This is a genomic window from Marinomonas aquimarina (genome assembly GCF_900089755.1).
Taxonomy (GTDB): Bacteria; Pseudomonadota; Gammaproteobacteria; order Pseudomonadales; family Marinomonadaceae; genus Marinomonas; species Marinomonas aquimarina.
Genome location: NZ_FLOC01000007.1, coordinates 112931 through 137450 on the forward strand (window position 1 = coordinate 112931; position 24520 = coordinate 137450).

The window sequence follows — 24520 nt, forward strand, 5'->3', positions numbered from 1 at the left end:
TACGCAATGATCAACTCAGTCAGTGTCGGATTGGGAAAAAAGACCACTCGTCGTGGCAGTATGGTTGATAAGGCGGCGAAAAAAGCAGTGTTGGCGATTTTGCAGCGCTTAGAAGTGGGCCATTTGGTGCTAGAAGACGGTGACAATACTTATACCTTTGGTGAAAGTCTGGCCAGTGCCCAATACCATGCCCACATCACCGTGCACGATAGCCATGCTTACAAAGACGTCTTCAGTAATACCAGCATTGGTGCGGCAGAAGCCTACATGAAAGGCTATTGGAGCACGCCTGATTTGACTGCCGTGATTCGTCTGATGTGTGTCAATTTGAGTATGATTAACGAAGTCGATGCGAAACGTCCGGTATGGTCTCGTTTGGCGACTAAAGCCTTTCATGCGTTGAATGCCAATACTAAGAACGGCTCACGAAAAAACATTGCCGCGCACTATGATTTGGGTAACGACTTCTTCGAGCTCTTCTTAGATCCGACCATGATGTATTCGGCGGCCATCTATCCTTCCGCACAGGCGACCTTACATGAAGCGTCGGTCCACAAATTAGAACGTATTTGTCAGAAACTCGAGTTAGGTCCTGATGACCACTTGTTAGAAATCGGAACCGGCTGGGGCGGTATGGCCATTCATGCGGCGCAACATTATGGCTGTCATGTGACGACGACCACCATTTCTCAAGAGCAATACGATTACGCTAAGGCCAAAGTGTTGCAATTGGGTCTACAAGATCGAGTGACGTTGTTGCTAGAAGATTACCGTGATCTGGAAGGTCAATACGACAAGCTGGTGTCCATCGAGATGATTGAGGCAGTCGGGCATGAGTATTACGACAGCTACTTCCGTAAATGCAGTGAGCTACTAAAACCAGACGGATTGATGGTGATTCAAGCGATTACCATTGCTGATCAGCGCTACGATTATGCGCGTCAGTCAGTGGACTTTATCCAACGTTACATTTTCCCTGGCGGGTGTTTACCCTCTAATGCTGTGATTGCTGACAAGGTCGCTCGCAAAACTGATTTGCAAATTGTGGCATTGGAAGACATTACCGAGCACTACGCAGATACCTTGGCGGATTGGCGTGAGCGTTTCCATAACGCTCTCGAAACGGTCAAACAGCAAGGCTTCGATGATGTCTTCTGCCGCATGTGGGATTACTACCTAGCCTACTGTGAAGGTGGCTTCCGTGAGCGTGCCATCAGTACCGGGCAATTCGTGTTCGCCAAACCCCGTTACCGTTTTCCGCGACATTAGGCGTAGGAAAACGCCGGAGGCCTAACATGTTAAAGTCTCTGCTCAATGCTGTTTTTTTTCAGTTGTTTTGGTTCGCTTGTGTGCTCGGTGGTGATAACTGGGCAGTAGCGGCCATCGTGGTGTATTTTGTGGTACATCATGTTTACTTCGTAAACACCCCGAATGAGTGGTGGCTTATCCTTTTGTTCGTTGCGCTAGGCGTAGTCATTGATGGTGCCCTCATTTTTGATGGTTGGTTACTGATGCCCAATTCCATCTGGACCTTCCCCATTCCTCCACCTTGGCTGCTGGGCCTTTGGGCAGGCGTCGGTTCGTTATTCTTACATTGCTTGAGTTGGGGCATTGATCGCCCTTGGCTGTTGAGTGCACTGGCCGCCTTTTTCGCGCCGATGAGTTACATCGTTGGTGCCGATTTCGCAGAAGTGTCATTAGGGCGTTCTACCATCGCTACCTGGGCGTTAATGGCGTTTATCTGGTTTTGGCTGATGCAGATAGGCGTTTTTGCCGCCAAACTCACACTCAAACACAATGGACGCAGACATCGTGCTTAAACTTATTGCAATCGCGACCCTATCATTGTGCGCGCTACAGGTCAGTGCACAAGCCCCTAAAACTGTGATTGGTGAAGCATATGACAGCCAGTCAAAACAGCTGTTGTATGTGGAAAAACACCGCTATGTGGGGGGCAACCAGCACGAAGTAAAATACTACAATCCTGCCGGCGAATTGTTTGCTGAGAAGCTACTGCGCTATGGTGAATACCAGCAGGCGCCGGCCTTTGAGCAAACCAATAGCTTACGCGGCGAGTGGATCAAGGTCTCCGGCGATGGTGATCAGCTGACGGTGGAATACCGTGAGAAGTCCGATTCCGTGGTGTTCGATAAACGCATTAAGGTCAATGAGCATCTGTTGGTGGATGCGGGGTTTGATCGTTATGTCAAATTGCATTGGGATGCCTTGGTGCAAAATCAAAAGCGCGAAATTGAGTATTTGGTGCCGAGCCGTTTGACCACCGTAGGCTTCGAAGTGGGGCGCGTGGAGTGTTTATCCGGTACCCCTGAAGAGGCAGTGTGTTTTGCCATTGCTCCGACTTCTTGGTTTGTTTCCCTCGCCGTCGATCCCATCACGGTGGCCTATGACCCTGCCACACAGAATCTATTGCGTTTTAATGGACGCGGCAATATTGCTAGCAGTTCCGGTAAATACCAAACCGTCGACATTCATTACCAATACCCAGAGTAACCGTTGAAAGCGGTTGGAGGCTGTCATGTTTCGTATTCTTGCTTTGTTGTTATCCCTTGTCTGGTTAAGTGGGTGTTCTTCGCCCCGTATTGAAGCCTATGCCGATAATCAGCCGGAGTTTAAGGTACAAGAGTTCTTCCAAGGGGACCTAGTCGCCCATGGCGTTCTGAAAGACCGTAGCGGCGAGGTCACGCGTTCTTTTTATGCGGATCTAAACGGCAGCTGGGAGAATGGTGTCGGCACCTTAGATGAGTGGTTTGTGTTTGATGACGGCGAACGCCAGCAGCGTACTTGGACTTTGACCCCGAATGGCGATGGCAGTTATACCGCGACGGCGGGCGATGTGGTCGGCGCTGGCCAGCTGGAAACGGCGGGCAATGCTTTGTTTATGCAATATGTACTGCGCGTGCCTTACGATGGCGATACCATTGATTTGAAAGTAGACGATCGCATGTATTTGGTCACGCCAGATCATTTAATCAATGAATCTGTGCTGACCAAATTCGGTTTTGAAGTGGCCTCGATTACGCTCAGCATTCGCCAAAAGGCTCACCAAGCAAGTGAATAAGCGTTTGCTTGCCGAAAGGGGTCTGCTATTCTGCGCGGCGATGAAAGAGTAACAATAGAGTGGAGACATTGGCGTGGCACAATTGGTATTTCGTTTGAAGAATGTTCCAGACGAGGAAGCGGATGATATTCGTGCGCTTTTGAACGAACATGAGATTGAGTTTTACGAAACCAGTGCCGGGCGTTGGCAGATTTCCATGGCGGGGATTTGGGTACGCGATAAAGAGCAAGCACAGCGTGCCAAAGCTCTGATCGCCGAAGACCAATCACAGCGGGCTGCTAGAGCGCAACAGATTACAGCCCGCGATTGGATCGCAGGCTTTTTAACCCATGCGCGACAAAATCCTGTGGAGTTTGCGTTTACGCTGGTAGCACTGCTGTTGGTGCTATCCCTCAGTGTGATTCCGTTCTACATTGGCAAGCAACTGGCTAGCTAGACTCGCTCTAGACCGGGACACAGCTGCGGTGTGCTTGCAGTAATGTTTTCATCACCAAACGACGAGTTATAACGCCAATGAGGCGGCCGTCTTCAACCACTGGGAAGATCTTGGGCTTGTCTTCCATCATCAATTTAGCGATTTGCATCACCTGCATGGATGGAGAGACGGTTAACACATCCTCGCGCATCACGTTTTCCACATTGCCCGGTTGATGGCAGTAGTAGACGGCTTGGCTCAAGGGCTCAAGCAGGTCCTGTTCAGACACAAAACCAATTACATGATCGTAGCGATCGGTTACCGGGGCGCCACTCAGCTTATGCAGAGCAAGTTGTGCAGCACAGTCATCTATTTGCGTGTTTGGATAGACATGAAAGGTGTCACGGGACATGACATCTCGCACCGTCAGGGCATCAAATTTCATAAGCTTCCCCCCATTACAACATTGGCTATTGCTTCAGTGTAGCGGGGGATTTGTTTTTTGCGTATTAGGCCGCTGCTTTTTCGTTTTGATTGACCTTTAGCTGACGTTGATTGACCTTTAGCTGACGTTTATTGAACGCCGCCGTGATCACTTGCACAATGATGGCCGCGGCAATGACCAGTGCCATGCCAAATAAACTTAAAGAGTCGGCATTAATGGAGACAATCACGCTGCTCCAAAGACCCAGTGCCACGCATACTTCCGTTAGAATGAAGGCGATAACGGGTGTTAAGGCAACACATACGCTGACTTGAACGGTTTGCCAGTACTTCATTGCTTGGGCAAAAGAGCCATAGGCCACCAGTGTATTGAGGCTACAAAACACGGCGACCAGTGTTTCCGAGGTATTCATGGCCAACAGATCGCTCGGACGCGTGAAGGGCAGCATGGAAACCAAGGCAAACAGATAAATGCCAAGCAAGATGTTGGTGGGCGACAGTTTGCTAAATAATGACTTCTGCAGCAGCGCATAAATACTCCAACAGACCACGCCGGTTTGCACAATCACAAAGCCAATCAGGGTCGTGTCCAAGGACTGTGCCGCAAGTCCGCCGCCAAGCACTGGGTGGAAAAACAGCAGCATACCCAGGCCGAGTACGGCAAAGCAGGCCCATTGTTGCCAACGTATCCACTCTTTAAAAAATACCCAACCCCCTAAGGCGAGAAAGAAAGGCGCCACTTGGAAACTGAGTTGGGCAATGCCTGGGTGTAAGTAATCTAGACTCCAAGCAAAGCAAGTGTAGTTGACGATGAGAAACGCACCGGCGCTGAACAGAGTTAGCCAATTTTTGCCTGTTAGCTGGCGAAATTCTGCTAAGTGACCATGTAGCCCTTGCCACACCAGCAGCACAACCCCTGCGCCAGCGAAACGAAACCAGGTGAGCGTGACCGGATCAGAAAAATCGCCACTGAGCTTCAGGGCGATCGGCAACATACTCCAAAAGAGCACACAGACGCTGCTGAAAAACAGCCCGTATAAAAACTGCTGACGACTTGTTAATGGCATAGATCCCTCCTTATTCCGACCTGACTCACTAGGCGCTAAGCATGAAGTGGTTTTGCAGTGTTATCCAATGCATAATGTGGTTGACGATTATTCGATAAGTGGAAAAAGCTTTCATGAAATCAAACCTAATGCATTTGGATATCAAGAGTCTGACGGGGCTTTTATATTTGTTAGAGGAGCGGAATGTCGGTCGCGTAGCAGAGCGTCTGTACTTGAGCCAGCCTGCCATGAGCCGGCTCCTCAACCGTTTGCGAGAAGCGTTTGATGATCCGTTATTTATTCGTACCAGCAAGGGCATGATTCCTACTTCCAAGGCGCTTTCCTTAGAGATGCCTTTGCGGCAAATGCTAGAACATATGGATGGCTTGGAGAATGAGCGCGAGTTCAAACCGGAGAAATCGGAACGTATCTTCCGTCTACAGACCTCTCACTACCAAGCTCAAGCCTATATGCCCACTATTGCGGAACGTTTCTATCAACTTGCCCCCCACGCTACCTTAGAAGCCAGCCTGATCACCGAGTCGAGTTTGCTTAGGGTGGAAAATCAGATCGTCGATGCCGTGCTGTGCAGTGAGTATATGCAGCTGCCAACACGCTTTGATAAGCGCTTACTTGGGCAAGAAAAGTTTGGCTGTATCATGTCGAAGCATCACCCATTAGCCGATCAAGCGGCGATTAGCCTAGATGACTTTCTGAGCTTTAATCATGTTTTAGTCACCCTAGGGGGCAGTAGTAGTCATATTTACAGTGAAAGCGCATTAGGTGAGCGTGCCCGTGAGCGGCGCTATACTTTAAGAACGCCTTATTTTATGTCTGCATTGGAGGCGGTGGGGAAAACCGAATTACTGTTTAGTACCAGTCAATTACTGGCCTATCGTTTCCAAGAACAGTTTGGTTTAACGATTAAGCCGCTACCGTTTGACTACCCGTCGGTTCATTATTATCTGACTTGGCCTTCTGAGCAGACCAATGATCCGGGAGGGATTTGGCTGCGAAACCTCTGTGCTGGCGTCGTTCAGGATATGATTCCCTATCCTGCTTCGTAGTAGTATTTGTTAGTTCACGGTAAAAGCCTTTAAAATAAGGGCGCTTACCAACCTGTTATCTACCCATTTGGCCAACTTAACGCATGTCGAAAAAAGAGCACAAGCTAAAGCTACACCCACGCAACCCGCATCGCAGCCGCTACAACTTCTCCTTGTTGGCGGATTCGTGTCCTGAGCTTGCGCCTTATATTCAGTTGAACCAATACGGTAGCCAAACGATCAATTTTGCCGATCCTGCTGCGGTCAAAGTGCTCAACCGTGCCTTGCTGAATCATTTCTATGGAGTGCTGTTTTGGGACATTCCCGAAGGCTATTTATGCCCGCCGATCCCAGGTCGTGCCGACTACATTCACTATCTTGCGGACTTATTGGCCAACAGTAATGACGGACAGATTCCCCGTGGCCGCGGCATTCGTGCCTTGGATGTGGGCACGGGAGCGAATTGTGTGTATCCGATCATTGGTTCGCAAGAATACGGCTGGCAGTTCGTCGGCAGCGATGCGAACCCGATTGCTATTAACGCTGCGCAAGCGGTGGTGGACGCCAATGCCAGCTTGAAAAAGCGTATTAAACTGCGTCTGCAAAACGATCAGCAGTCGATCTTTGATGGCATCTGGCAGTCAGAAGATCTATTTGATGTGACCTTGTGCAACCCTCCTTTTCACGACAGTGAAGCGACCATGGTGTCGGAGAACAAACGCAAGTGGCGGGGGCTGAAAGGGGACAACCATAACAGCACCTTGAACTTCGGTGGCCATGCCCCTGAGTTGTGGTGTGAAGGCGGTGAAGCAGGCTTTATCACGCGTATGATCAAAGAAAGTGTGCATTACAAAGAGCGCTGCTTCTGGTTCACCAGTTTGGTGGCGCGCAAAGAAAATTTGTCGGCGGTCTACCGCGCGTTACAAGCGGTAGGGGCGGCGCAAGTAAAAACCATCGAAATGGCGCAAGGGCAGAAAGTTAGCCGCTTTGTCGCTTGGAGTTTCTTAGAGCCGGCGCAGATCGATTTTTGGCGTGATACCCGCTGGCGTAAATAACGCTTTGTATGGTCATCTCGATCATAAGCTAGAATGATAAGATCAGAGGATAAAAAAGGGGCTGTGATGATCGCATGCATTCGGCTGTTGGTGTTATTTTTACTGATCATTTTAGTGACCGCAGGGGGCTTGCTGATGAGCCTGCTGTTGATGCGCTCCAAAGACCGTGTTTATTACATTGCCAAAGCTTTTGCACCGGTGTCCAAATTGTTCGGTCTAACCGTGCATAAGCATGTTTCCTACAAGGCCTACGACGTCAAACAGGCGGTATATGTGGGCAATCATCAAAACAACTATGATTTGTTTACCTTTTCCCATGTGTTGCCCCATGGCACGGTGACGGTGGGTAAAAGCACCCTGAAATGGCTGCCTTTCTTTGGTTGGTTGTATTGGGCGACCGGTAACTTTCTGATTCACCGAAACGATCGCGATAAGGCCATTGCCACCATTGCGCAGATTGTCGAGCAAATGCGTGACACCGGGTTGTCGATTTGGATGTTTCCGGAAGGCACGCGCAGTCGTGGTCGCGGCTGGCTGCCATTTAAACGTGGTGCTTTCCATGCGGCGATTCAAGCCGGAGTGCCGATTATCCCTGTGGTGTGCAGCTCGACCCATAATCAAGTCAAACTTAATAGCCTTGATAACGGACACGTCAAAGTGGAAGTCATGGACCCCATCTACACCGAAGGTATGACAGAAAAAGACATCCCCGCACTGGTCAGCCGCTGCGAAGCCCTGATGCAGGCAAAGCAAGAAGAGTTGGATGAGGCCTTAGTGTAATCTATGGCGTGCTGCTTAGGGTTCCTCTGCCAGCGTTTGGGCGATAGCCGCTTGTAACTGGGTCACCAAATCATGCTCGGGTAGCCAAGCGAGTCCATGCCATTCACTGCGTTGGCTGAGCTTGTTAAACAGCGTTTCCAGTTGTGTCATGTCGGCTTTAGTGACGGGCGTCGCAGAGTTTCCCTGATAGACCTTCTGCGCCGCATGACCTCGGTGGTGTAAATGTTCGATTAGCTGCGCGCCACGCCACATGAGGGCAATCAGACTGTCTGGTTTCAGTGCCAGAATTGAGCGCTTACGCAGTTTATTCATCAGGGTCGCTTTGAACGAGCGTCCCGTTTGCACCCCAGCCCCCAGCAGCGCGCCAATGGTCGTTGCGGTTCCCAGTGTGAGCCCGGCGCTTAGAATATCAATGCCGGCACCGATAGCAGCCCCAGCGGCGGCACTGGATCCGGTGCTAATGCCCCAGCTTTTCAGTGTCTCGGCATCAAATAAATCTTGTCGCCATTGGCCTTCTTGCAGAGGCAAATGGTCCAGCGCGACATCTTCTTCACGAAACGCATAGAGCGCCAAGCAGTGCTTAATCAAGGCGCGTTCTTGTTGTCGAATACTCTCTTCAAACGCTGCCGTTTCAGGGGCGGTTGGGGTCGTGCTTTGGCAGACATAGTGGTTGGTGGCACATTGTACTAGCGTCTGTGCTAAGGCCTGTTGCGCGTTCTTTAGCCGCTGCGCGGCGTCCTCTTCACGCTGTTTGATCAAAGCTTGGAGGGCATCGTATTGCTCCGGCAATAGGCTTTGTAGGGTTTGATAGAGTTTGCGCTCATCGGCCAGATAAAACGCCACCGTATCGTAGCGCACATGGGCATGCAGTTGGCGCTCGGCAAGACAGCGTTTCCAGGCGGCTTCGTGGTTATCCAGTGCCTGACAGAAATTTAGAATCGGAACGATAGGCTTATTGGCGCAAGCGAGGATATTCAGCTCATCGAGGTACTTGCCCAGTGGTGCTTGGCGCAAATCGATGACATACAAGATGATGTCGCAGCGGCTCAGTTGCTTAAGGATTTTAAACTCTTGCTCAAAATCTTCGGCCAGCCCCTGGTCTTGCAGGACCCCGTTGAGCCATTGCTCATGGGTCATAGCTTGATAGCCAGCGGCTTGGCGGGTCTGCCACAGGCCAATGGAGTCTTCAAAGCCTGGTGTGTCGATGAGATCCAGTAGGGGCTGATCGTTCAGTTGTAAGCTGATTTTCTCCACGTGGCGCGTGGTGCCAGAGTAATTTTGAATGTCGCCAAACTCATGATCACGAATTAAGGTGCGGATCAGTGAGGTTTTTCCGGTGTTGGCATGGCCGACGATTAATAACGACGTAGGCATGGCGTCATCCTTTTCTATCCAATAAATGGGCGATCTGATCTGGGGCAATGCCGCGCTCTTGTAAAGCCTGTGACCAAGCGTCGTTGAAGTCCTGCCCCGACAGGTAAAAGCGGCTGGTAAACGCCTGCGCTTGGCGCATAAAGCGCAAGCTGCCTCGATCTGGGCTGACATTGCTGTCGATCACAATGATGCGTGCATGGTCAGCTGTTCCGTCAAGATAGTCCTGTTGCGCTTGGCTGTCATTGATGGTTTGGATGGTCGCCGTTTTCGGTAAACCAGCCGGCGTGGCACGACTCCATTCAAATAAGAAGTATTGCAACGGCTCACCCTGATTCTGTGGCGCCTTTGCTAGCGGCTGGCGTGGACCGTCGGCGGTTGGCTTCTCGGGAGTGTGGTCCGCATCAATCACTTCACGCTGGCTGTGGGTCTTCACAGCAGGTTGTGGTGCCAGTGAGCGCCATAGGATTTGGCGTTGTTGGCGATACAGCAGATGGCACAGGGTGCTGAGGCATAAGCGCAGGGCAACGCCGTAGATCAAGACACAGGAGAGGATCCACAGCGCCCATGTTTTACGGGTATCGTCGGATTGCAGCGCGCTGTTTATTTGGCTCACGGCAATGTCATCGAGACTTGGAACTGCGACGCCAAACCAAGCTGGCACTAGACTAATGGCTTGTGTGAGGGCGCGAAAATCCGCTTGTGTTAGCAGTGTGGTTTCCCAGACAAATTGCACTTGGTGAGTCATAAGGAACAGCAGAGCGCTCAATAAACCACCGATGAGGTAGCCGGTCCAAGCGCTGTGCACGATCCGCCCTAAGTGCCATGCCCCAGCGGCACCGCTAAAACGCAGGCGAATAAAGTGCGCTAAGGTTTGCTCAGAGGCCCCGACCGTCGGGGCCAACTTTTTTAACAGCAGCGTAAACCAAGCACTTTGGTGAGCGCTCTGTGTGGGCTGACGCAAGCGACTGAACAGCCACAACAAGAGGCTTAAAAAATGGGTGCCGAGCAGCACGATCAATAACCAGAAAATATTTAATTGTTGGTCGTGATCGGTACGAAAAGCCAGCGGTGCGGCAATGCTGCCAAGGATAAAGCAAACCAGAATTAGGCCCATTTGCAGATACTTGGCCAGCCCCAGTAGCTTGCCATAGCTTTCAATAAAGGTGACATCTGCTACGTTTAGGGGAGCGTCACCTGTTGTCAGGCCCTGTAAGGCTGTTTGCTCGTTTTGTGGCATCGTCATGCAGTGATTTCCTTGACATAAATCTTTGTGCGTTAACGAGTTAACACGTTATATAGAGTCTAGCAATCGGCAACAGGAATTGGCGAATTGTTAATTATTTCAGGAATCTGTTTGAAATTGTTACGCGGCATTGCTGATCTTCTAATCGCGCTATTAGTATCGGCTAAACTAGAAGCATAGTCACAGGATAGGTGGGTATACCATGCGTTTAAATTCTATAAGAACAAAAGTCACAGCCCCAATTGCCCTGCTAACGGTCATCTTAATTGGTTCGTTTATCTCTTCCTCTTACCTGATCGAGATGGAGAAGCAGGGGATGGTGCGTCAGGCAGAGAGTTATTTTGCCGCGAACAGCTTAGTACTGAACGCCGACCGCGATATTTATCAAGCCTTAGTGGCACGCAACGCCATCGTTAATAAACAGGGTGACGTGAGTGCTCATTTGGCGGATTTTGAAGAGAATGCGCAACAGGTGTTAGATCGTTTTCGTGCTTATCGCACGGCGTTACGCGGCGAGACTCAGTTGCTTAGCCAATTCTCAAACTTTGATGCACTGTTTAAACAGTGGCAAGCCAATGAGCAAGCGTTATTGAATCGTATTCAGGCGGGCCAAGATCCGCGTGCGATGATTAGCACAGCAGATGCCAGCTTCTCACGCATTCGTGATGTGTTGGATCAGGCCGGTGAGGCCGTTCGTGAACGCGCCACACAAGACCAGCAACAAGCCATTGCCACCATTGAGGTGTTTGAACGAACCTCGATGCTGGTTATTGCCATTGCGGTGTTGATTGCAGCCATTGCGGGTTACATCGTACCTAAGCGTTTAAATGCGCGCGTCTCACACCTAGTGAATCGCATCAAAGAAATCGCTGAAGGGGATGGCGATTTAACTCAGCGTATTAACTCCAGCGCCAAAGATGAGTTAGGGGATTTGGCCAATGAGTTTGATTACTTCGTGGAACGTTTGCGCGGTATCATCAGCAGTATCCATCATCAGGCACACTCCCTAGGGGGCATGACAGGAGAATTGGGACATGCCGCCGAGCGTACATCCAGTGTAACGTCGACCCTCGTGAATGCTTCAAACTCGATTGTCAGTGCCGCCCATGAGATGAGTATGTCGAGTCAGCAAATGGCGGGTGTGGCTAATGACACGGCAAGTGAGGCGAAAAACTCCAGTGTTTTGGCAGACCAAGGTATTGGTGCGGTGAACAACTCACAAGCGGCCATTGACAGTTTAGTGGGGGATATCAACGATGCCTTGTCACGTGCCACAGAGCTAGAGAAAAGCTCAGAAGCCATTGCCTCGGTATTGGAAGTGATTCGTAATATTGCCGAACAGACGAACCTATTGGCGCTAAACGCAGCGATTGAGGCGGCTCGTGCTGGTGAACAAGGTCGTGGCTTTGCCGTGGTGGCCGATGAGGTGCGAACCCTAGCAACGCGTACCCAGGACAGCACCAATGAAATCGAAACCATGATCGAGCAGTTGAAGGTGAACGTGCAAGGCTCGTCGCGAGCCATTCAAAATAGCCGTACGAATGCTGACACCACGGTATCGAACTTTGATGAGGTGATTCGTATCTTTGGAGCGTTGCAAGAGTCCTTTGGTAAAGTGCAGGAAATGGCGGCGCAAACGGCGCAAGCCACCCAAGAGCAGTCCACGGTCACCGATGATATCAACGTCAATTTGTCGTCTATGAAACATCAAACCGATGAAGTGCAATCGGTGTCTGAACTGGTGCAAGAGCAATCGCGTCAGATCAGTGACCTGTTTAAAGAGCTGGATCGCCAGGTGGGCAGTTTTAAGGTGTAAGTTCCGCTTCGGCTTAATTGCTTTCAAAAAGCCGTATCTTCAGATACGGCTTTTTTACGTCCGGTTAATGTGTAGACTGGAAAATTGGGGTTATTGGGGTTATCTTTTTAATTAGGAACAGATCAAAGGAATGATCTAATGAAGAGTCGTGATGTGATTCAAATGCTGCTAGAAGATGGCTGGTTTCAGCTCAGGGTCAAAGGCAGTCATGTGCAGTTTAAACACCCTACTAAGCGTGGCACGGTCACAGTGCCACACCCGAAAAAGGACTTACCCCTTGGCACTTTTAATAGCATCAAAAAACAAGCCCAGCTTGATGAGTAGGTACAAACCATGAAATATCCCATTGTATTACACACAGATAATGGCGAGAGCTACGGCGTTACCGTTCCTGATATGCCAGGTTGTTTCTCTGCTGGAGATACCTTTGATGAAGCCTTGGAAATGGCCGAAGAAGCGATTTTTAGTCACTTAGAGTTGATGCTCGAAGACGGTGAGGACATCCCTGTGGCGAGTCCGATTGCCGAGCTAAAAGACAATCCAGACTACAGAGATGGTGTATGGGCGATTGTAAATGTGGATATCACACCACTGCTAGGCAAAAGCGAGAAGATCAATGTCACTCTGCCGCATTTATTGATTACCAAGATTGATAAAGTAGTGGCAGCGAATCCCAAGTATAAATCCCGCTCTGGGTTCTTGGCTGAGGCATCGAAGAAAATTTTGCAGTTATCGTAGGGGCTTTTATTGTAGGACCTCGGTTCCCGAGGGAAGTGCTTTTGGGTGTGCAACGTTGTTCCCGCGCGCAGTGCGGTCCTACAAAGCACAAAAGGTCTATTTATGTGTAAAAAAGCCGCTTCATTTGAAGCGGCTTTTTCGTGTCTAAACGGGTAATCGGGAAGATTACGCGTCGATACGTTTGTATTTGATACGTGTAGGCGTTGCGTCTTTACCGGTACGAGCTTTGTAGTCGGCTTCGTATTCTGCGTAGTTACCTTCGAAGAACACGGCTTTTGAGTCGCCTTCGTACGCTAGGATGTGTGTTGCGACACGGTCAAGGAACCAACGGTCGTGGGAAATCACAATGGCAGAGCCTGGGAACGCTAGTAGCGCTTCCTCTAGGGCACGCAAGGTTTCAACGTCCAAGTCGTTGGTCGGTTCGTCCAATAGCAATACGTTGCCGCCTTCTTTCAAAAGCTTAGCAAGGTGCAGACGGTTACGCTCACCACCAGAAAGGTGTTTCACCAGTTTCTGTTGGTCAGAACCTTTGAAGTTGAAACGACCGATGTAGGCACGTGACGGCACTTTCCAGTTGTTCACTGTGATCATGTCCTGACCATCAGAGATCTCTTCGAATACTGTCTTCTCACCATCTAGCTCACGCATCTGATCAACGTAAGCAAGTTGTACCGTTTCACCCAGTGTCACGGAACCTGTGTCTGGTTGTTCTTGACCAGCGATCATTTTGAACAGTGTCGATTTACCGGCACCGTTACCACCGATCACACCCACGATCGCACCTTGTGGTACCACCATGTTGAAGTCTTCTACCAAGACGCGACCATCGAAACCTTTGGAAACGTTTTCGACTTCGATGACTTTGGTACCTAGGCGTGGACCCGGTGGAATGTACAGTTCGTTGGTCTCGTTACGATCTTGGAATTCTTTCGAGTTCATCTCTTCGAAACGAGCTAGACGTGCTTTCGACTTAGACTGACGGCCTTTGGCGTTCTGACGAACCCACTCAAGCTCAGACTTGATCGCTTTGTTGTGCGATGCTTGTTGCTTCGCTTCCATTTCAAGACGCGCATTCTTCTGGTCTAGCCAAGAAGAGTAGTTGCCTTCGTATGGGATACCGTGACCACGGTCAAGCTCAAGAATCCAGCCCGCCGCGTTATCAAGGAAGTAACGGTCGTGGGTAATCGCCACAACAGTGCCTGGGTAATCTTTCAGGAAGCGTTCTAGCCATGCCACAGACTCTGCGTCCAAGTGGTTGGTCGGCTCGTCTAGAAGGATCATGTCAGGCTTGTCTAGTAGCAGACGACATAGGGCCACACGACGACGCTCACCACCCGATAGGTGTTCAACATTCGCTTCCCAAGGTGGTAGACGTAGGGCGTCTGCCGCCACTTCTAGGGCACGATCAAGGTTGTGACCGTCTTTGGCTGTGATCAGGTTTTCAAGCTCGGCTTGTTCCGCCGCTAGTGCATCAAAGTCGGCATCTGGATCCGCGTAAGCTGCGTAGACTTCGTCAAGACGAACTAGGGCTTCTTTTACGTCTGCTACAGACTCTTCCACGATGCCACGTACGTCTTTGCTTGGATCTAGCTCAGGTTCCTGAGGTAGGTAACCAACTTTTAGACCTGGCATTGGGCGTGCTTCACCGTTGTACTCTTGGTCAACGCCGGCCATGATGCGAAGAAGGGTGGATTTACCAGAACCGTTTAGACCCAAAACACCGATTTTAGCGCCAGGGAAGAACGATAGAGAGATGTCTTTTAGAATCTCGCGTTTTGGCGGTACTACTTTGCCAACGCGGTTCATGCTGTATACAAACTGTGCCATAAGGTTATGTCTGTCCTAAGTTGAAAAAACGAATTGAGTCGCTGATTTAGCCTATTCAGGCCGCTAGCAACCCAATTAGAAGGCTAAAAATAATGGCGCTAAGCATAGCACAACAAGGTGTAATTCAGAATAAGTCCCCGTGACAGGAAGATGAAAATAGCGGGGCTTTCGAAAGTGTTTGATGTACCACACAAAAGCGCCTGCCAAGCTGAGCAAAACTTGGGCTTTAGTAGCCAATATGAGCCTAGGTTGGTATCATTTGTCTACATTATCAGTCATACCAAACTGACTGTTATCGAACGAACCTTTCTCGATCACTGGAACCAATATGCGTTGTCCTTTTTGTGGTACTCAAGATACCAAAGTGCTGGATTCCCGCCTTGTCTCAGAAGGTGCTCAAGTCCGTCGCCGTCGCACCTGTGGACATTGCCAAGAGCGTTTCACGACCTTTGAAATTGCCGAATTACAAATGCCGAAGCTGATCAAAAATGACGGCAGCCGTGAGCCGTTTGATGAAGACAAACTGCGTTCCGGCATTATCAAAGCGTTGGAAAAACGCCCAGTCAGTATTGAGTCGATTGAAACGGCCATTGCCCGTATTAAAGAGAAGCTACAAGCCACCGGTGAGCGTGAATTGCCTTCTCGCATTATCGGTGAAGCGGTCATGGAAGAGCTAAAGCGCTTAGACCAAGTGGCCTACGTACGCTTTGCTTCCGTGTATCGTAGTTTTAAAGACATCAGCGAATTCCGCGAAGAAATTGAACGCCTAGAAAGTGGTCGAACCACCCCTGAGGAGAAATAAATGGCGCAGCCTCTGCATCAACAATATATGGCCCGCGCAGTGCAATTAGCACGTCAGGGTTTGTACAGCACGCATCCGAACCCTCGTGTGGGCTGTGTGATTGTCAAAGACGGTCAGATCATCGGCGAAGGCTTTCACAAAAAAGCCGGCGAAGGGCATGCCGAAGTGCAAGCGCTGGCAAGCCTAACCACAGATGCCAAAGGCGCCACCGCTTATGTGACGCTGGAACCCTGCAGTCATCATGGTCGTACACCACCGTGTGCGGAAGCACTGGTCAAAGCGGGTGTCGCGACAGTTGTCTACGGTATGCAGGATCCCAACCCTCAAGTGGCGGGTAATGGTCTCAAAATACTTTCTGATGCAGGCATTGATGTCATCGGACCGGTATTGGAAAACGAATGTCGTGCCCTTAATCCTGGCTTTATTAAGCGTATGGAAGAGGGCCTACCGTATGTGCGCGTAAAAATGGCCATGAGTGTCGACGGTCGCACAGCGATGGAGTCGGGTGAAAGCCAGTGGATCACAGGTCCTGCCGCGCGCCAAGATGTGCAACGTTTGCGTGCGCAGAGCTCGGCCATCGTCACGGGCATCGGCTCAGTGATCATGGATAATCCCAGCATGACGGTGCGCATCGACGAAAACGATCAGGAAGCGGACACGAAAACGGTACGTCAGCCACTGCGCGTGATCTTAGATACCGCGCTATCGATTCCACCGGAAGCCAAGATTCTTTACCCAACGAATGAAGTGTTGGTGTTCTGTGACGAAGAAGAAATCGAGCCAGAGCATCTGCAAGCGCTAGAGAAGAAAAAAGTCGATGTACGCTTCCTGCCGCTTGCCGAAGATGGCCGTTTGGATCTGGTGGAAGCCATGGGGCAACTGGCAGACGATGGCATCAATGAAGTCTTGGTGGAAACCGGTGCCGTATTGGCAGGAGCCTTCCTAGACGCCGGCCTAGTGGATGAGTTGGTGATTTATATGGCACCTAAGCTGCTAGGTTCTGAAGCACGTCCACTGCTTAGCCTGCCACTTCAGAACATGTCTGATGCGCTTGAGCTAAACTTGTTGGATATGGCGAAAGTGGGCAACGACATTAAGTTGGTGTACCAGCCGCTGTACCGTGAGGACGAAGACGAATAATGTTTACAGGCATCATCGAAGGCTTTGGCCGCGTGGCGCAATTACAGCGCAAAGGCGGTGATCTGACATTAAAGATTCACGCACAAACATTGGATATGTCCGATGTGAAACTGGGCGACAGTATCGCTACCAATGGCGTGTGTCTGACGGTAACGCGTTTAGAAGGCAGCAGCTACTGGGCCGATGTGTCGGCGGAAACCTTAGCCCACACCACACTGGGCCAATGGCAGGTGGGTCAAACCGTGAACCTTGAAAAAGCCCTGCAGCCGATTTCGCGCCTAGGTGGCCACCTTGTCAGTGGTCATGTGGATGCAATTGGGGAAATCAGTGCAATTTGGCCGGATGCACGCAGTATCCGCTACCGTGTCAAAGTAATGCCTGAGCTAATGCGTTATATTGCCCTGAAAGGCTCCATTTGTGTCGATGGCATTAGTTTAACCGTGACGGGGCTCGACGCGGATGAGTTTGAGCTTAGCATAGTGCCGCATACTGCCGATGAAACCATTATGTCGGGTTATAACGTAGGCACTAAAGTAAACGTAGAAGTGGATCAGATCGCGCGTTACTTAGAGCGTTTGATTGCTCCGCAAACGGCCCCTACGCCAAGTAAAGAGTCGACATTAAGCGCCGCATTTTTGGCTGAACATGGATTTATGGGGCGTCGTTAACGTCCGTAATCGAATAAAAAAGGTGAAGTAGCATGGCAATCAATACCATTGAAGAAATCTTGGCGGATATGCGTCAAGGCAAAATGGTCATTCTGATGGACGATGAAGATCGTGAAAACGAAGGTGACCTGATTGTACCGGCGGAATGCATCACGCCGGAAATCATTAATTTCATGGCGGTTCACGCCCGTGGCTTGATTTGTCTTACCTTGATGCCAGAGCGCTGTGAACAACTGAATCTGCCATTGATGGTGACGCAAAACGGTGCTCAGTTTAGTACCAACTTCACCTTGTCGATCGAAGCCGCAGAAGGTGTCACCACAGGTATCTCGGCGGCCGATCGTGCGCTGACGGTAAAACGTGCCGTGGCGGCGAATGCTCAACCGGCTGATATCGTTCAACCTGGGCACGTATTCCCATTGATGGCGCGCCCTGGTGGTGTGTTGTCCCGTGCTGGCCATACTGAAGCTGGCTGTGATTTGGCGCGCATGGCCGGTTATGAAGCGGCTTCTGTGATCGTCGAAATCATCAACGATGATGGCACCATGGCGCGACGTCCAGATTTGGAAAAGTTTGCCGAGAAACATGGCATAAAAATTGGTACAATCGCCGATCTGATTCATTACCGCACACTGAACGAGGCTACGGTACAGCGTGAAGCTGAGCAAGTGGTACAAACCGAAGTGGGCGAATTTAATCTGATCACCTACCGTGACACGGTTCACGGCCTAAGCCATATGGCGTTTGTGAAGGGTGACATTTCTCCTGATACACCGACACTCGTTCGCGTTCACGTACGTGATCCAGCCCGTGATATTGCTGGCATCATCAGTGCTGATGGCGAGCAAAAATGGTCGATGTCAGGAGCATTAGAATACATTGCCAAAGAAGGCGCCGGTGTAGTGGTGTTGGTGGATTCGTTAGATCGCCCAACCGATCTCGCTGAAAGCTTCGCGGCGACATTTAACCCGCCTGCGGGTAAGGGTTCGGACAAGAGCGGTTCAGGTACTTACTTGACCGTCGGCACGGGGTCTCAAATTCTTCGTGATCTTGGGGTTTGCAAAATGCGCCTACTAAGTTCACCAAGAAAATTCTCCGTCACAGGATTTGATTTAGAAGCCGTGGAATTCATTCCATACAAGGGCACTCCCGTTAGTGCCGATCAAGTTTAAAGTTTAGAGGCAGATATGAGCGATATTAAGACTTATGAAGGTCATTTCGCAGCACCAGGCGCCAAATTCGCGCTTGTCGTTGGCCGTTTTAACAGCTACATCGTTGAGAGCTTAAAAGAAGGTGCCATCGATACCCTAGTGCGCCACGGTATCAAAAAAGAAGACATCACTGTGATCTACTCGCCAGGTGCGTTTGAGATCCCAGTGGTGGTTAAGAAGGTTGCTGAGCAAAACCAATACGATGCCATCGTTGCCCTAGGTGCGGTGATTCGTGGTGGTACGCCACACTTTGAATACGTTGCCGGTGAATGTGTCAAAGGCCTAGGCCAACTAGCATTGCAATTTGGCATTCCTGTGTCTTTCGGTGTGCTGACGGTGGATACCATCGAGCAAGCGATCGAACGTGCGGGTACCAAAGCAGGTAACAAGGGTGGCGAAGCGGCCCTATCTGCACTAGAAACTGTTGCTGTATTGCGTGAATTGGAAGGCAAATAATGAGTGATCAAGAACAGGCGAAAAAGCCAAAGAAACCTTCTCGTTCACAATTGCGTAGCGCATCGCGCTCGTTTGCTTTGCAAGCACTTTACCAGTGGCAAATGAACCACTCATCGGTAAACGAAATTGAAGCTCAGTTCGCGGTTGACCACGACATGAGTAGCTGCGACAAAACTTACTTCCGCGAATTGTTGTACGGAGTAGCGTCTAAGTCTAAAGCGTTGGATGAGCAGTTCGAAGTTTTCCTAGACCGTCCGTTATCGGAGCTGGATGCGATCGAATTAGCAACGCTGCGTATCGGTACGTTTGAATTGGTAGAGCGCCTAGATGTGCCTTACCGAGTGGCGATCAACGAAGCGGTTGAGCTAGCGAAGTCGTACGGTGCTAGCGAAAGTCACAAGTATGTGAACGGCATCTTAGATAAATTAGCCCAGCGTGCGCGCCGCGAAGAAATCGCCGCGCGTCGTAACGCGAAGTAATCCAGACGCCGTGTTAGAAAAGCCATCCATTGATGGCTTTTCTTTTATCTAGCTTAGGAAATGCGATGCAAGAGTTTGAGTTAATTCGTTCCATCTTCCAATCCTCAATCATGGCCAAGACCGAAGGTCGTTCCGATATCCTATTAGGCATCGGCGATGACTGTGCACAGGTAATGGTGCCAGAGGGGCAGAGTCTGGTCTTCTCAATGGATACCTTAGTTGAGGGGCGACATTTCCCCTTTGATGCAGATCCAGTCGATATTGGCTACCGCGCCGTGGCGACCTGTGTCAGTGATCTAGCCGCCATGGGCGCCAAGCCTGCATTTTTTACCTTAGGGTTGACCTTGCCACAATCCGACCCTCAGTGGCTGGCGGGATTTGCCGAGGGCATGGCGGAGTTAGCGGAGCCGATTGGCTTGTTATTAGTCGGCGGGGATACCACCAAGGGGCCGCTGACGATTACCTTGCAAGTGCATGGCTATGTGGAATCAGAATTGACGCCAAAGCGCAGCCAAGCTCAGGTGGGTGACGATGTGTATGTCACGGGGACATTGGGTGATGCCGCGGCGGCGGTACCGATTGTCACCGGTGAGCTGCATGTTACGGCGGAGCGATTTGACTATTTCTATGAGCAATATTGGCGACCCTCGCCACGTTTGATTGCGGGTATGGCATTGAAACGTGTGGTGCACAGCATGATGGACATCTCCGACGGCATTGGTCAGGACTTACAGCATATTACTCGTGCTTCCGGTGTCGGCGCGCGTATCGAGTTTAATGCGTTGCCGATCTCTGAAATGTTGCGCAATTGGCAGCCGGAAAGCGCTGGTATTCTGGCTTTAACCGGTGGTGATGACTACGAGCTGTGTTTTACTGCACCGCACAGTGCGCGCGATGAAATACAGTTGATTCTGCAAACCTTGCATTTGCCTTGTACACGCATTGGTGAGATCACTGAGTCCGGTTTTGTGGTGGAAGGATACGACGGTGACACAGCAGGCTGGCAGCACTTTTAATGATTTAGAGAGAACTTATGGCTGAAAAACACCCAGTGCCGGATTCAGTATGGCGCAACCCTATCCATTTTCTTGCCTTTGGTTGTGGTTCTGGCACCGTCGATAAAGCGCCGGGTACCTTTGGTACACTGGCAGCGATTCCACTGTACCTGTTGATTCAAGACTTATCAGTAAGCAACTACTTTTTATTGCTGATTGTAACGGCGCTGGTGGGGATTTTGATCTGTGGTAAGACGTCCCATGATTTAGGTGTGCATGACCATTCAGGCATTGTTTGGGATGAGTTTGTTGGTTACTGGATTACCATGTGGATGGCCCCTGAGGGGTGGACCTACATTATCTTAGGTTTCATTCTGTTCCGCTTCTTTGATATTTGGAAACCTTGGCCGATCTCGCTAGCGGACAAGCATGTCCACGGTGGCTTCGGTATTATGTTTGATGACATCTTAGCCGGTATTTTTGCCTTCTTTGCTCTGCAAGGTCTTGTGCAACTGATTGGCTAAGGTCGTGAGCATGGGGGACTTGGCCGACATGCTCATCGCCTCTTTATATGAACCTTCTGCAGGGTCGACAGAAGCGCTCAATCTTCTTATTTGAGTGTTTGGCGCGGCCTACTCCTGTGCGTATAATCTTGAGCATTATTTCGTTACTAGGATGTGCCTGTGTCGCGCGAACTTACCCATCAGCAAGCCTTTCAAACACAATGCCTAAAAGAATTGGGTGTCGTGACTTGGCTGCAAGGGCAGCAGCCTGTGCAGGGCGAGGTGTTTCGTGCACCACAACCATGGGCGCGCGCCGATGGGGTGGCCCCTGTAACGCCTGCACCTCAGCAACCCCAACCAGAATCCACCTTTAAACCTCCGGTGCCACCCGCACCCGTGGTCGACGAAAGGCAGAAAGATGCTTCGGTGGCCGATTTGCGTCGTCAATTGGGAGCGGCGCCAGAAGTGATCGTTGAAGATCTTCAGCCAATTGAAGAAACCTTAGCGCCGGTTGACAGCGTGATGTCGGAAAAAGTGATTGGCTTGCCGATCCCGACGCAAATGTGTGCTTATCTGTTGGCTGGGCAATTGCTACTGATCACGGATCTGCCGCGCTCTTTCCAAGAGCAAGAGGCACTGGATAAGCTGGCCTTGAGCCTTGCCAAAGCGCTCTTAAAACAGGATGTTGGTGAATGGAATGTGGGGCTATTCCAATGGCCTGGTAAGCTGAAAAACCATCATCTGGTGCAGCGTCAAGATTGGGCGTTAGGGGGCTTCGAACAGTTTTTAGCAAATCAGATCGCTGGCCATCAGCCTCAGCGAGTGATTCTTGCTGGTGAACACTGTGCGCAGTTTTTCGATGGCTTAAGTGAACAGCATGTCCTAAAACCACTACCGTTGGCCAAAGTGCACGCGTTGCCACAGATGCTGCGCATCCCTGAATTACGTAAAGAGGCTTGGAAAGTGATGCAAGCCAGCTTTAACTGAGGTCGTTATGACACCATCCTATGTACTGCGCGAAGCGCAGGCGGCTGATATTTCGGCCATTCAGGCATTTGAGCAGCAATCCAATCCCCACCCATGGAGCCTTAAGCTGATTGAAGAGGCGCTACACAGTCGCCAGACTTGGTTGTTACAGTGCTCGGAATCGGGGCAGCTGGTAGGCTGGTTAACCGCCTCATTGCTGTTTGACCAATCTGAGCTAGAGTTAGTCGTCACAGACGTGCAGCGGCGACGCCAAGGGTTGGGGAGACGACTGCTAAAGCATTGGTTGCAGTGGGCGACAGAACAAGGCTGTATCGAAGGCTTGTTGGAAGTGCGTCAATCCAATCAGGCGGCAATCACGCTGTATCAGCAGCTTGGCTTTGAGCAAGTTGGCTTGCGTAAAAATTATTACCCATTAGCAGAGGGCGGCTCTGAACATGCCGTGCTCATGACCTGCAAATTGAAATAAGTGAGAGAAACCATGACCACAGTACTGGTACCGATTGCCAACGGCAGTGAAGACATTGAAGCGATCACCATCATTGATGTGCTCCGTCGTGGCGGTGCAGAAGTGACCGTAGCCAGTGTGCATGACGATAAGCAAGTCCAAGCGGCGAATGGCACTAACATCGTCGCTGATGTATTGATCACAGAGGTTGCAGAGCAAATGTACGATGCCATTGTGCTGCCAGGTGGTATGCCTGGGGCGGAGCACCTGCGTGATTGCAAGCTATTGGTCGATATGTTGGAAAAGCATGATATCCAAGATGCTTTGCTGGCGGCGATTTGTGCTTCGCCAGCAGTGGTGTTTGGTACCCACGGTTTTGTAGTGGACAAGCAAGCGACCTGTTACCCAGGTTTTGAAGCCGGTTTGACGGGCGCAGAATACATCGCTGATCAGCCTGTGGTGATGGACGATAACATCATTACTGGCCAAGGCCCAGCGATGGCAATGGCCTTCTCTTTGGCGGTTCTGGCGAACCTTGAGGGCATTGAAAAGACCCAAGAAGTGGCACAAGGTCTGCTTTGCTAATATTTTAACTTGTCTTTTTGGTCAAGTAAAAATGCGCAAAAACCACTGAAGTTGGTGGTTTGTGACGTTCTTTTGTATGGACGCTATCACCATATAAGAGTAAAATTGGCCGGATTTATTTAGTCGTAGCGGCTCATCACACAGCAGTAGTTTTGTTACGACATCAGCATGATTTTAAGAAAGCGAGGTGGGCCACGAGTTTACCTCGCTTTTTTGCAACCTAAAATAGGCTCTAACGGGAGGTTCCTTTGGCAACATCAGCGATTCTTGCTCTGGAAGACGGCACTATATTCAGAGGAGTGTCGATCGGGGCAGATGGCTCCTCAACCGCAGAGGTTGTATTTAACACCTCTATGACCGGTTATCAAGAAATTCTTACCGACCCTTCCTATGCTCGACAAATGGTCACGTTGACCTACCCACACATTGGTAACACTGGCGTTAACGCCGAAGACGAAGAGTCTGGCCAAGTATGGTGTTCGGGCTTGATCATCCGCGACCTACCTATGCTAGCAAGCAGCTGGCGTAAACAAGAATCACTGGACGCGTACCTAACGCGCAAAGGTGTAGTAGGCATCGCAGATATTGATACGCGTAAACTGACTCGTATCTTGCGTGAGAAAGGTGCACAGGCTGGCTGTATTATGGCTGGCGACAACATCAACGAAGAGGAAGCGGTAGCACAAGCGAAAGCTTTCCCTGGTTTGAAAGGCATGGATCTAGCCAAAGAAGTAACAACGGACAAATCTTACGAGTGGACTGAGTCAACTTGGGATTTGGTAGACGGCCACACTACTCCAACGGAATTCCCATTCCACGTTGTAGCGTACGACTACGGTGTAAAAACTAACATTTTGCGTATGCTTGTTGAGCGTGGTTGCCGCTTGACAGTAGTACCAGCGAAAACACCAGCAAGTGACGTACTTGCACTGAATCCAGACGGTGTTTTCCTATCAAATGGCCCTGGTGACCCAGAACCATGTGATTACGCGATCAATGCGATCAAAGAAATCCTAGAAACTGAAATCCCCGTTTTCGGTATCTGTCTAGGACACCAATTGCTTGCACTAGCAAGCGGTGCGCAAACAGTGAAAATGAAGTTTGGTCACCACGGTGCCAACCACCCGGTACAAGACATCCAGTCTGGCCGAGTGATGATTACCAGCCAGAACCACGGTTTCGCCGTAGATGAAGCAACGTTGCCTGCGAATCTTGAAGCGACACACAAATCGTTGTTTGACGGTTCTCTACAAGGTATTGCGCGTACTGATAAGAAAGCGTTCAGCTTCCAGGGTCACCCTGAAGCTAGCCCAGGTCCACACGACGTGGCGCCGCTGTTTGATCAGTTCATTGAAAATATCAAAGCAACGAAAGCCTAAGCGAGAA

28 protein-coding genes are annotated in these 24520 nt (G+C 50.3%); 23 read left to right on the forward strand and 5 right to left on the reverse strand.

Annotated elements, in window-relative coordinates:
* Positions 1-6: 6 nt before the first annotated feature.
* The 5 genes from MAQ5080_RS07600 to MAQ5080_RS07620 all read left to right on the forward strand — a co-directional run bounded on the left by MAQ5080_RS07600 (position 7) and on the right by MAQ5080_RS07620 (position 3515).
* Positions 7-1269: an SAM-dependent methyltransferase gene (locus tag MAQ5080_RS07600; protein ID WP_067208354.1), complete on the forward strand. Its 1263-nt coding sequence runs from the start codon at positions 7-9 to the stop codon at positions 1267-1269.
* 26 nt (positions 1270-1295) lie between these two features.
* Positions 1296-1820, forward strand: a complete 525-nt coding sequence (locus MAQ5080_RS07605) for a DUF2878 domain-containing protein (RefSeq protein WP_067208357.1) — start codon at positions 1296-1298, stop codon at positions 1818-1820.
* A complete protein-coding gene (locus MAQ5080_RS07610; RefSeq protein WP_156496543.1) occupies positions 1813-2511 on the forward strand; it encodes a hypothetical protein in 699 nt (232 codons plus the stop codon). Before MAQ5080_RS07605 ends, MAQ5080_RS07610 begins: the two co-directional genes overlap by 8 nt.
* Before the next feature lie 25 nt (positions 2512-2536).
* Complete coding sequence (locus MAQ5080_RS07615) at positions 2537-3079, forward strand: DUF3833 domain-containing protein (RefSeq protein WP_067208363.1); 543 nt, start codon at positions 2537-2539, stop codon at positions 3077-3079.
* A gap of 73 nt (positions 3080-3152) precedes the next feature.
* A complete protein-coding gene (locus MAQ5080_RS07620; protein WP_067208367.1) occupies positions 3153-3515 on the forward strand; it encodes a DUF6164 family protein in 363 nt (120 codons plus the stop codon).
* 7 nt (positions 3516-3522) lie between these two features.
* Here MAQ5080_RS07620 and MAQ5080_RS07625 read toward each other — a convergent pair whose 3' ends face one another.
* Both MAQ5080_RS07625 and MAQ5080_RS07630 read right to left on the reverse strand, forming a co-directional pair.
* Positions 3523-3939 (reverse strand): CBS domain-containing protein, encoded by a 417-nt coding sequence (locus tag MAQ5080_RS07625; protein WP_067208369.1) that lies wholly within the window; start codon positions 3937-3939, stop codon positions 3523-3525.
* Between the two features lie 64 nt (positions 3940-4003).
* Positions 4004-5005, reverse strand: a complete 1002-nt coding sequence (locus tag MAQ5080_RS07630; protein WP_067208373.1) for a DMT family transporter — start codon at positions 5003-5005, stop codon at positions 4004-4006.
* Positions 5006-5118: 113 nt separating this feature from the next.
* On the opposite strand from MAQ5080_RS07630, the gene MAQ5080_RS07635 reads away from it, so the two are divergent.
* The 3 genes from MAQ5080_RS07635 (at position 5119) to MAQ5080_RS07645 (ending at position 7865) form a co-directional block, all read left to right on the forward strand.
* The gene (locus MAQ5080_RS07635) at positions 5119-6051 is read left to right on the forward strand and encodes a LysR family transcriptional regulator (protein WP_067208377.1); all 933 of its coding nucleotides are present in this window, start codon (positions 5119-5121) and stop codon (positions 6049-6051) included.
* 83 nt (positions 6052-6134) lie between these two features.
* Positions 6135-7085: a 23S rRNA (adenine(1618)-N(6))-methyltransferase RlmF gene (rlmF, locus tag MAQ5080_RS07640; protein ID WP_067208380.1), complete on the forward strand. Its 951-nt coding sequence runs from the start codon at positions 6135-6137 to the stop codon at positions 7083-7085.
* Positions 7086-7151: 66 nt separating this feature from the next.
* A complete protein-coding gene (locus MAQ5080_RS07645) occupies positions 7152-7865 on the forward strand; it encodes a 1-acylglycerol-3-phosphate O-acyltransferase (RefSeq protein WP_067208382.1) in 714 nt (237 codons plus the stop codon).
* Between the two features lie 15 nt (positions 7866-7880).
* On the opposite strand, the gene MAQ5080_RS07650 is transcribed toward MAQ5080_RS07645, so the two are convergent.
* Entirely contained in the window at positions 7881-9239 is a 1359-nt protein-coding gene (locus MAQ5080_RS07650; protein ID WP_067208385.1) for a GTPase/DUF3482 domain-containing protein, read from the reverse strand.
* Positions 9240-9243: 4 nt separating this feature from the next.
* Positions 9244-10482 carry a DUF2868 domain-containing protein gene (locus MAQ5080_RS07655; protein ID WP_067208387.1) on the reverse strand — a complete coding sequence of 413 codons (1239 nt, stop codon included), beginning with the start codon at positions 10480-10482 and terminating at the stop codon, positions 9244-9246.
* Positions 10483-10684: 202 nt separating this feature from the next.
* Here MAQ5080_RS07655 and MAQ5080_RS07660 point away from each other — a divergent pair, with 202 nt between their 5' ends.
* The 3 genes from MAQ5080_RS07660 to MAQ5080_RS07670 all read left to right on the forward strand — a co-directional run bounded on the left by MAQ5080_RS07660 (position 10685) and on the right by MAQ5080_RS07670 (position 13036).
* Positions 10685-12298, forward strand: a complete 1614-nt coding sequence (locus MAQ5080_RS07660; protein WP_067208389.1) for a methyl-accepting chemotaxis protein — start codon at positions 10685-10687, stop codon at positions 12296-12298.
* Between the two features lie 138 nt (positions 12299-12436).
* On the forward strand, positions 12437-12622 hold the full coding sequence (locus MAQ5080_RS07665) for a type II toxin-antitoxin system HicA family toxin (protein WP_067208392.1): 186 nt from the start codon (positions 12437-12439) through the stop codon (positions 12620-12622).
* 9 nt (positions 12623-12631) lie between these two features.
* On the forward strand, positions 12632-13036 hold the full coding sequence (locus tag MAQ5080_RS07670) for a type II toxin-antitoxin system HicB family antitoxin (RefSeq protein ID WP_067208395.1): 405 nt from the start codon (positions 12632-12634) through the stop codon (positions 13034-13036).
* A 165-nt stretch (positions 13037-13201) separates the two neighbouring features.
* Here MAQ5080_RS07670 and ettA read toward each other — a convergent pair whose 3' ends face one another.
* Positions 13202-14863, reverse strand: coding sequence for an energy-dependent translational throttle protein EttA (gene ettA, locus MAQ5080_RS07675; RefSeq protein ID WP_067208398.1), 1662 nt, complete (start codon positions 14861-14863; stop codon positions 13202-13204).
* Between the two features lie 328 nt (positions 14864-15191).
* Between ettA and nrdR the strand changes: the two genes are divergently transcribed.
* The 12 genes from nrdR (at position 15192) to carA (ending at position 24513) form a co-directional block, all read left to right on the forward strand.
* Positions 15192-15665: a transcriptional regulator NrdR gene (nrdR, locus tag MAQ5080_RS07680; RefSeq protein WP_067208401.1), complete on the forward strand. Its 474-nt coding sequence runs from the start codon at positions 15192-15194 to the stop codon at positions 15663-15665.
* The gene (gene ribD / locus MAQ5080_RS07685; protein WP_067208405.1) at positions 15666-16805 is read left to right on the forward strand and encodes a bifunctional diaminohydroxyphosphoribosylaminopyrimidine deaminase/5-amino-6-(5-phosphoribosylamino)uracil reductase RibD; all 1140 of its coding nucleotides are present in this window, start codon (positions 15666-15668) and stop codon (positions 16803-16805) included. It begins immediately after the preceding gene.
* Positions 16805-17473: a riboflavin synthase gene (locus tag MAQ5080_RS07690; RefSeq protein ID WP_067208409.1), complete on the forward strand. Its 669-nt coding sequence runs from the start codon at positions 16805-16807 to the stop codon at positions 17471-17473. Before ribD ends, MAQ5080_RS07690 begins: the two co-directional genes overlap by 1 nt.
* Positions 17474-17505: 32 nt before the next feature.
* Positions 17506-18645: a bifunctional 3,4-dihydroxy-2-butanone-4-phosphate synthase/GTP cyclohydrolase II gene (ribBA, locus tag MAQ5080_RS07695; RefSeq protein WP_067208412.1), complete on the forward strand. Its 1140-nt coding sequence runs from the start codon at positions 17506-17508 to the stop codon at positions 18643-18645.
* 15 nt (positions 18646-18660) lie between these two features.
* Entirely contained in the window at positions 18661-19140 is a 480-nt protein-coding gene (gene ribH, locus MAQ5080_RS07700) for a 6,7-dimethyl-8-ribityllumazine synthase (RefSeq protein WP_067208415.1), read from the forward strand.
* Positions 19140-19619: a transcription antitermination factor NusB gene (gene nusB / locus MAQ5080_RS07705; protein WP_067208418.1), complete on the forward strand. Its 480-nt coding sequence runs from the start codon at positions 19140-19142 to the stop codon at positions 19617-19619. Before ribH ends, nusB begins: the two co-directional genes overlap by 1 nt.
* A gap of 65 nt (positions 19620-19684) precedes the next feature.
* Positions 19685-20635, forward strand: a complete 951-nt coding sequence (gene thiL / locus MAQ5080_RS07710) for a thiamine-phosphate kinase (RefSeq protein ID WP_067208422.1) — start codon at positions 19685-19687, stop codon at positions 20633-20635.
* A gap of 17 nt (positions 20636-20652) precedes the next feature.
* On the forward strand, positions 20653-21138 hold the full coding sequence (locus tag MAQ5080_RS07715; RefSeq protein ID WP_067208425.1) for a phosphatidylglycerophosphatase A family protein: 486 nt from the start codon (positions 20653-20655) through the stop codon (positions 21136-21138).
* Between the two features lie 159 nt (positions 21139-21297).
* The gene (locus MAQ5080_RS07720; RefSeq protein ID WP_067208429.1) at positions 21298-22104 is read left to right on the forward strand and encodes a hypothetical protein; all 807 of its coding nucleotides are present in this window, start codon (positions 21298-21300) and stop codon (positions 22102-22104) included.
* Between the two features lie 7 nt (positions 22105-22111).
* Positions 22112-22570: a ribosomal protein S18-alanine N-acetyltransferase gene (gene rimI, locus MAQ5080_RS07725; RefSeq protein WP_067208433.1), complete on the forward strand. Its 459-nt coding sequence runs from the start codon at positions 22112-22114 to the stop codon at positions 22568-22570.
* A gap of 12 nt (positions 22571-22582) precedes the next feature.
* Positions 22583-23134 (forward strand): DJ-1 family glyoxalase III, encoded by a 552-nt coding sequence (locus MAQ5080_RS07730; protein WP_067208438.1) that lies wholly within the window; start codon positions 22583-22585, stop codon positions 23132-23134.
* Between the two features lie 248 nt (positions 23135-23382).
* Complete coding sequence (gene carA, locus MAQ5080_RS07735; protein WP_067208442.1) at positions 23383-24513, forward strand: glutamine-hydrolyzing carbamoyl-phosphate synthase small subunit; 1131 nt, start codon at positions 23383-23385, stop codon at positions 24511-24513.
* Positions 24514-24520 lie beyond the last annotated feature (7 nt).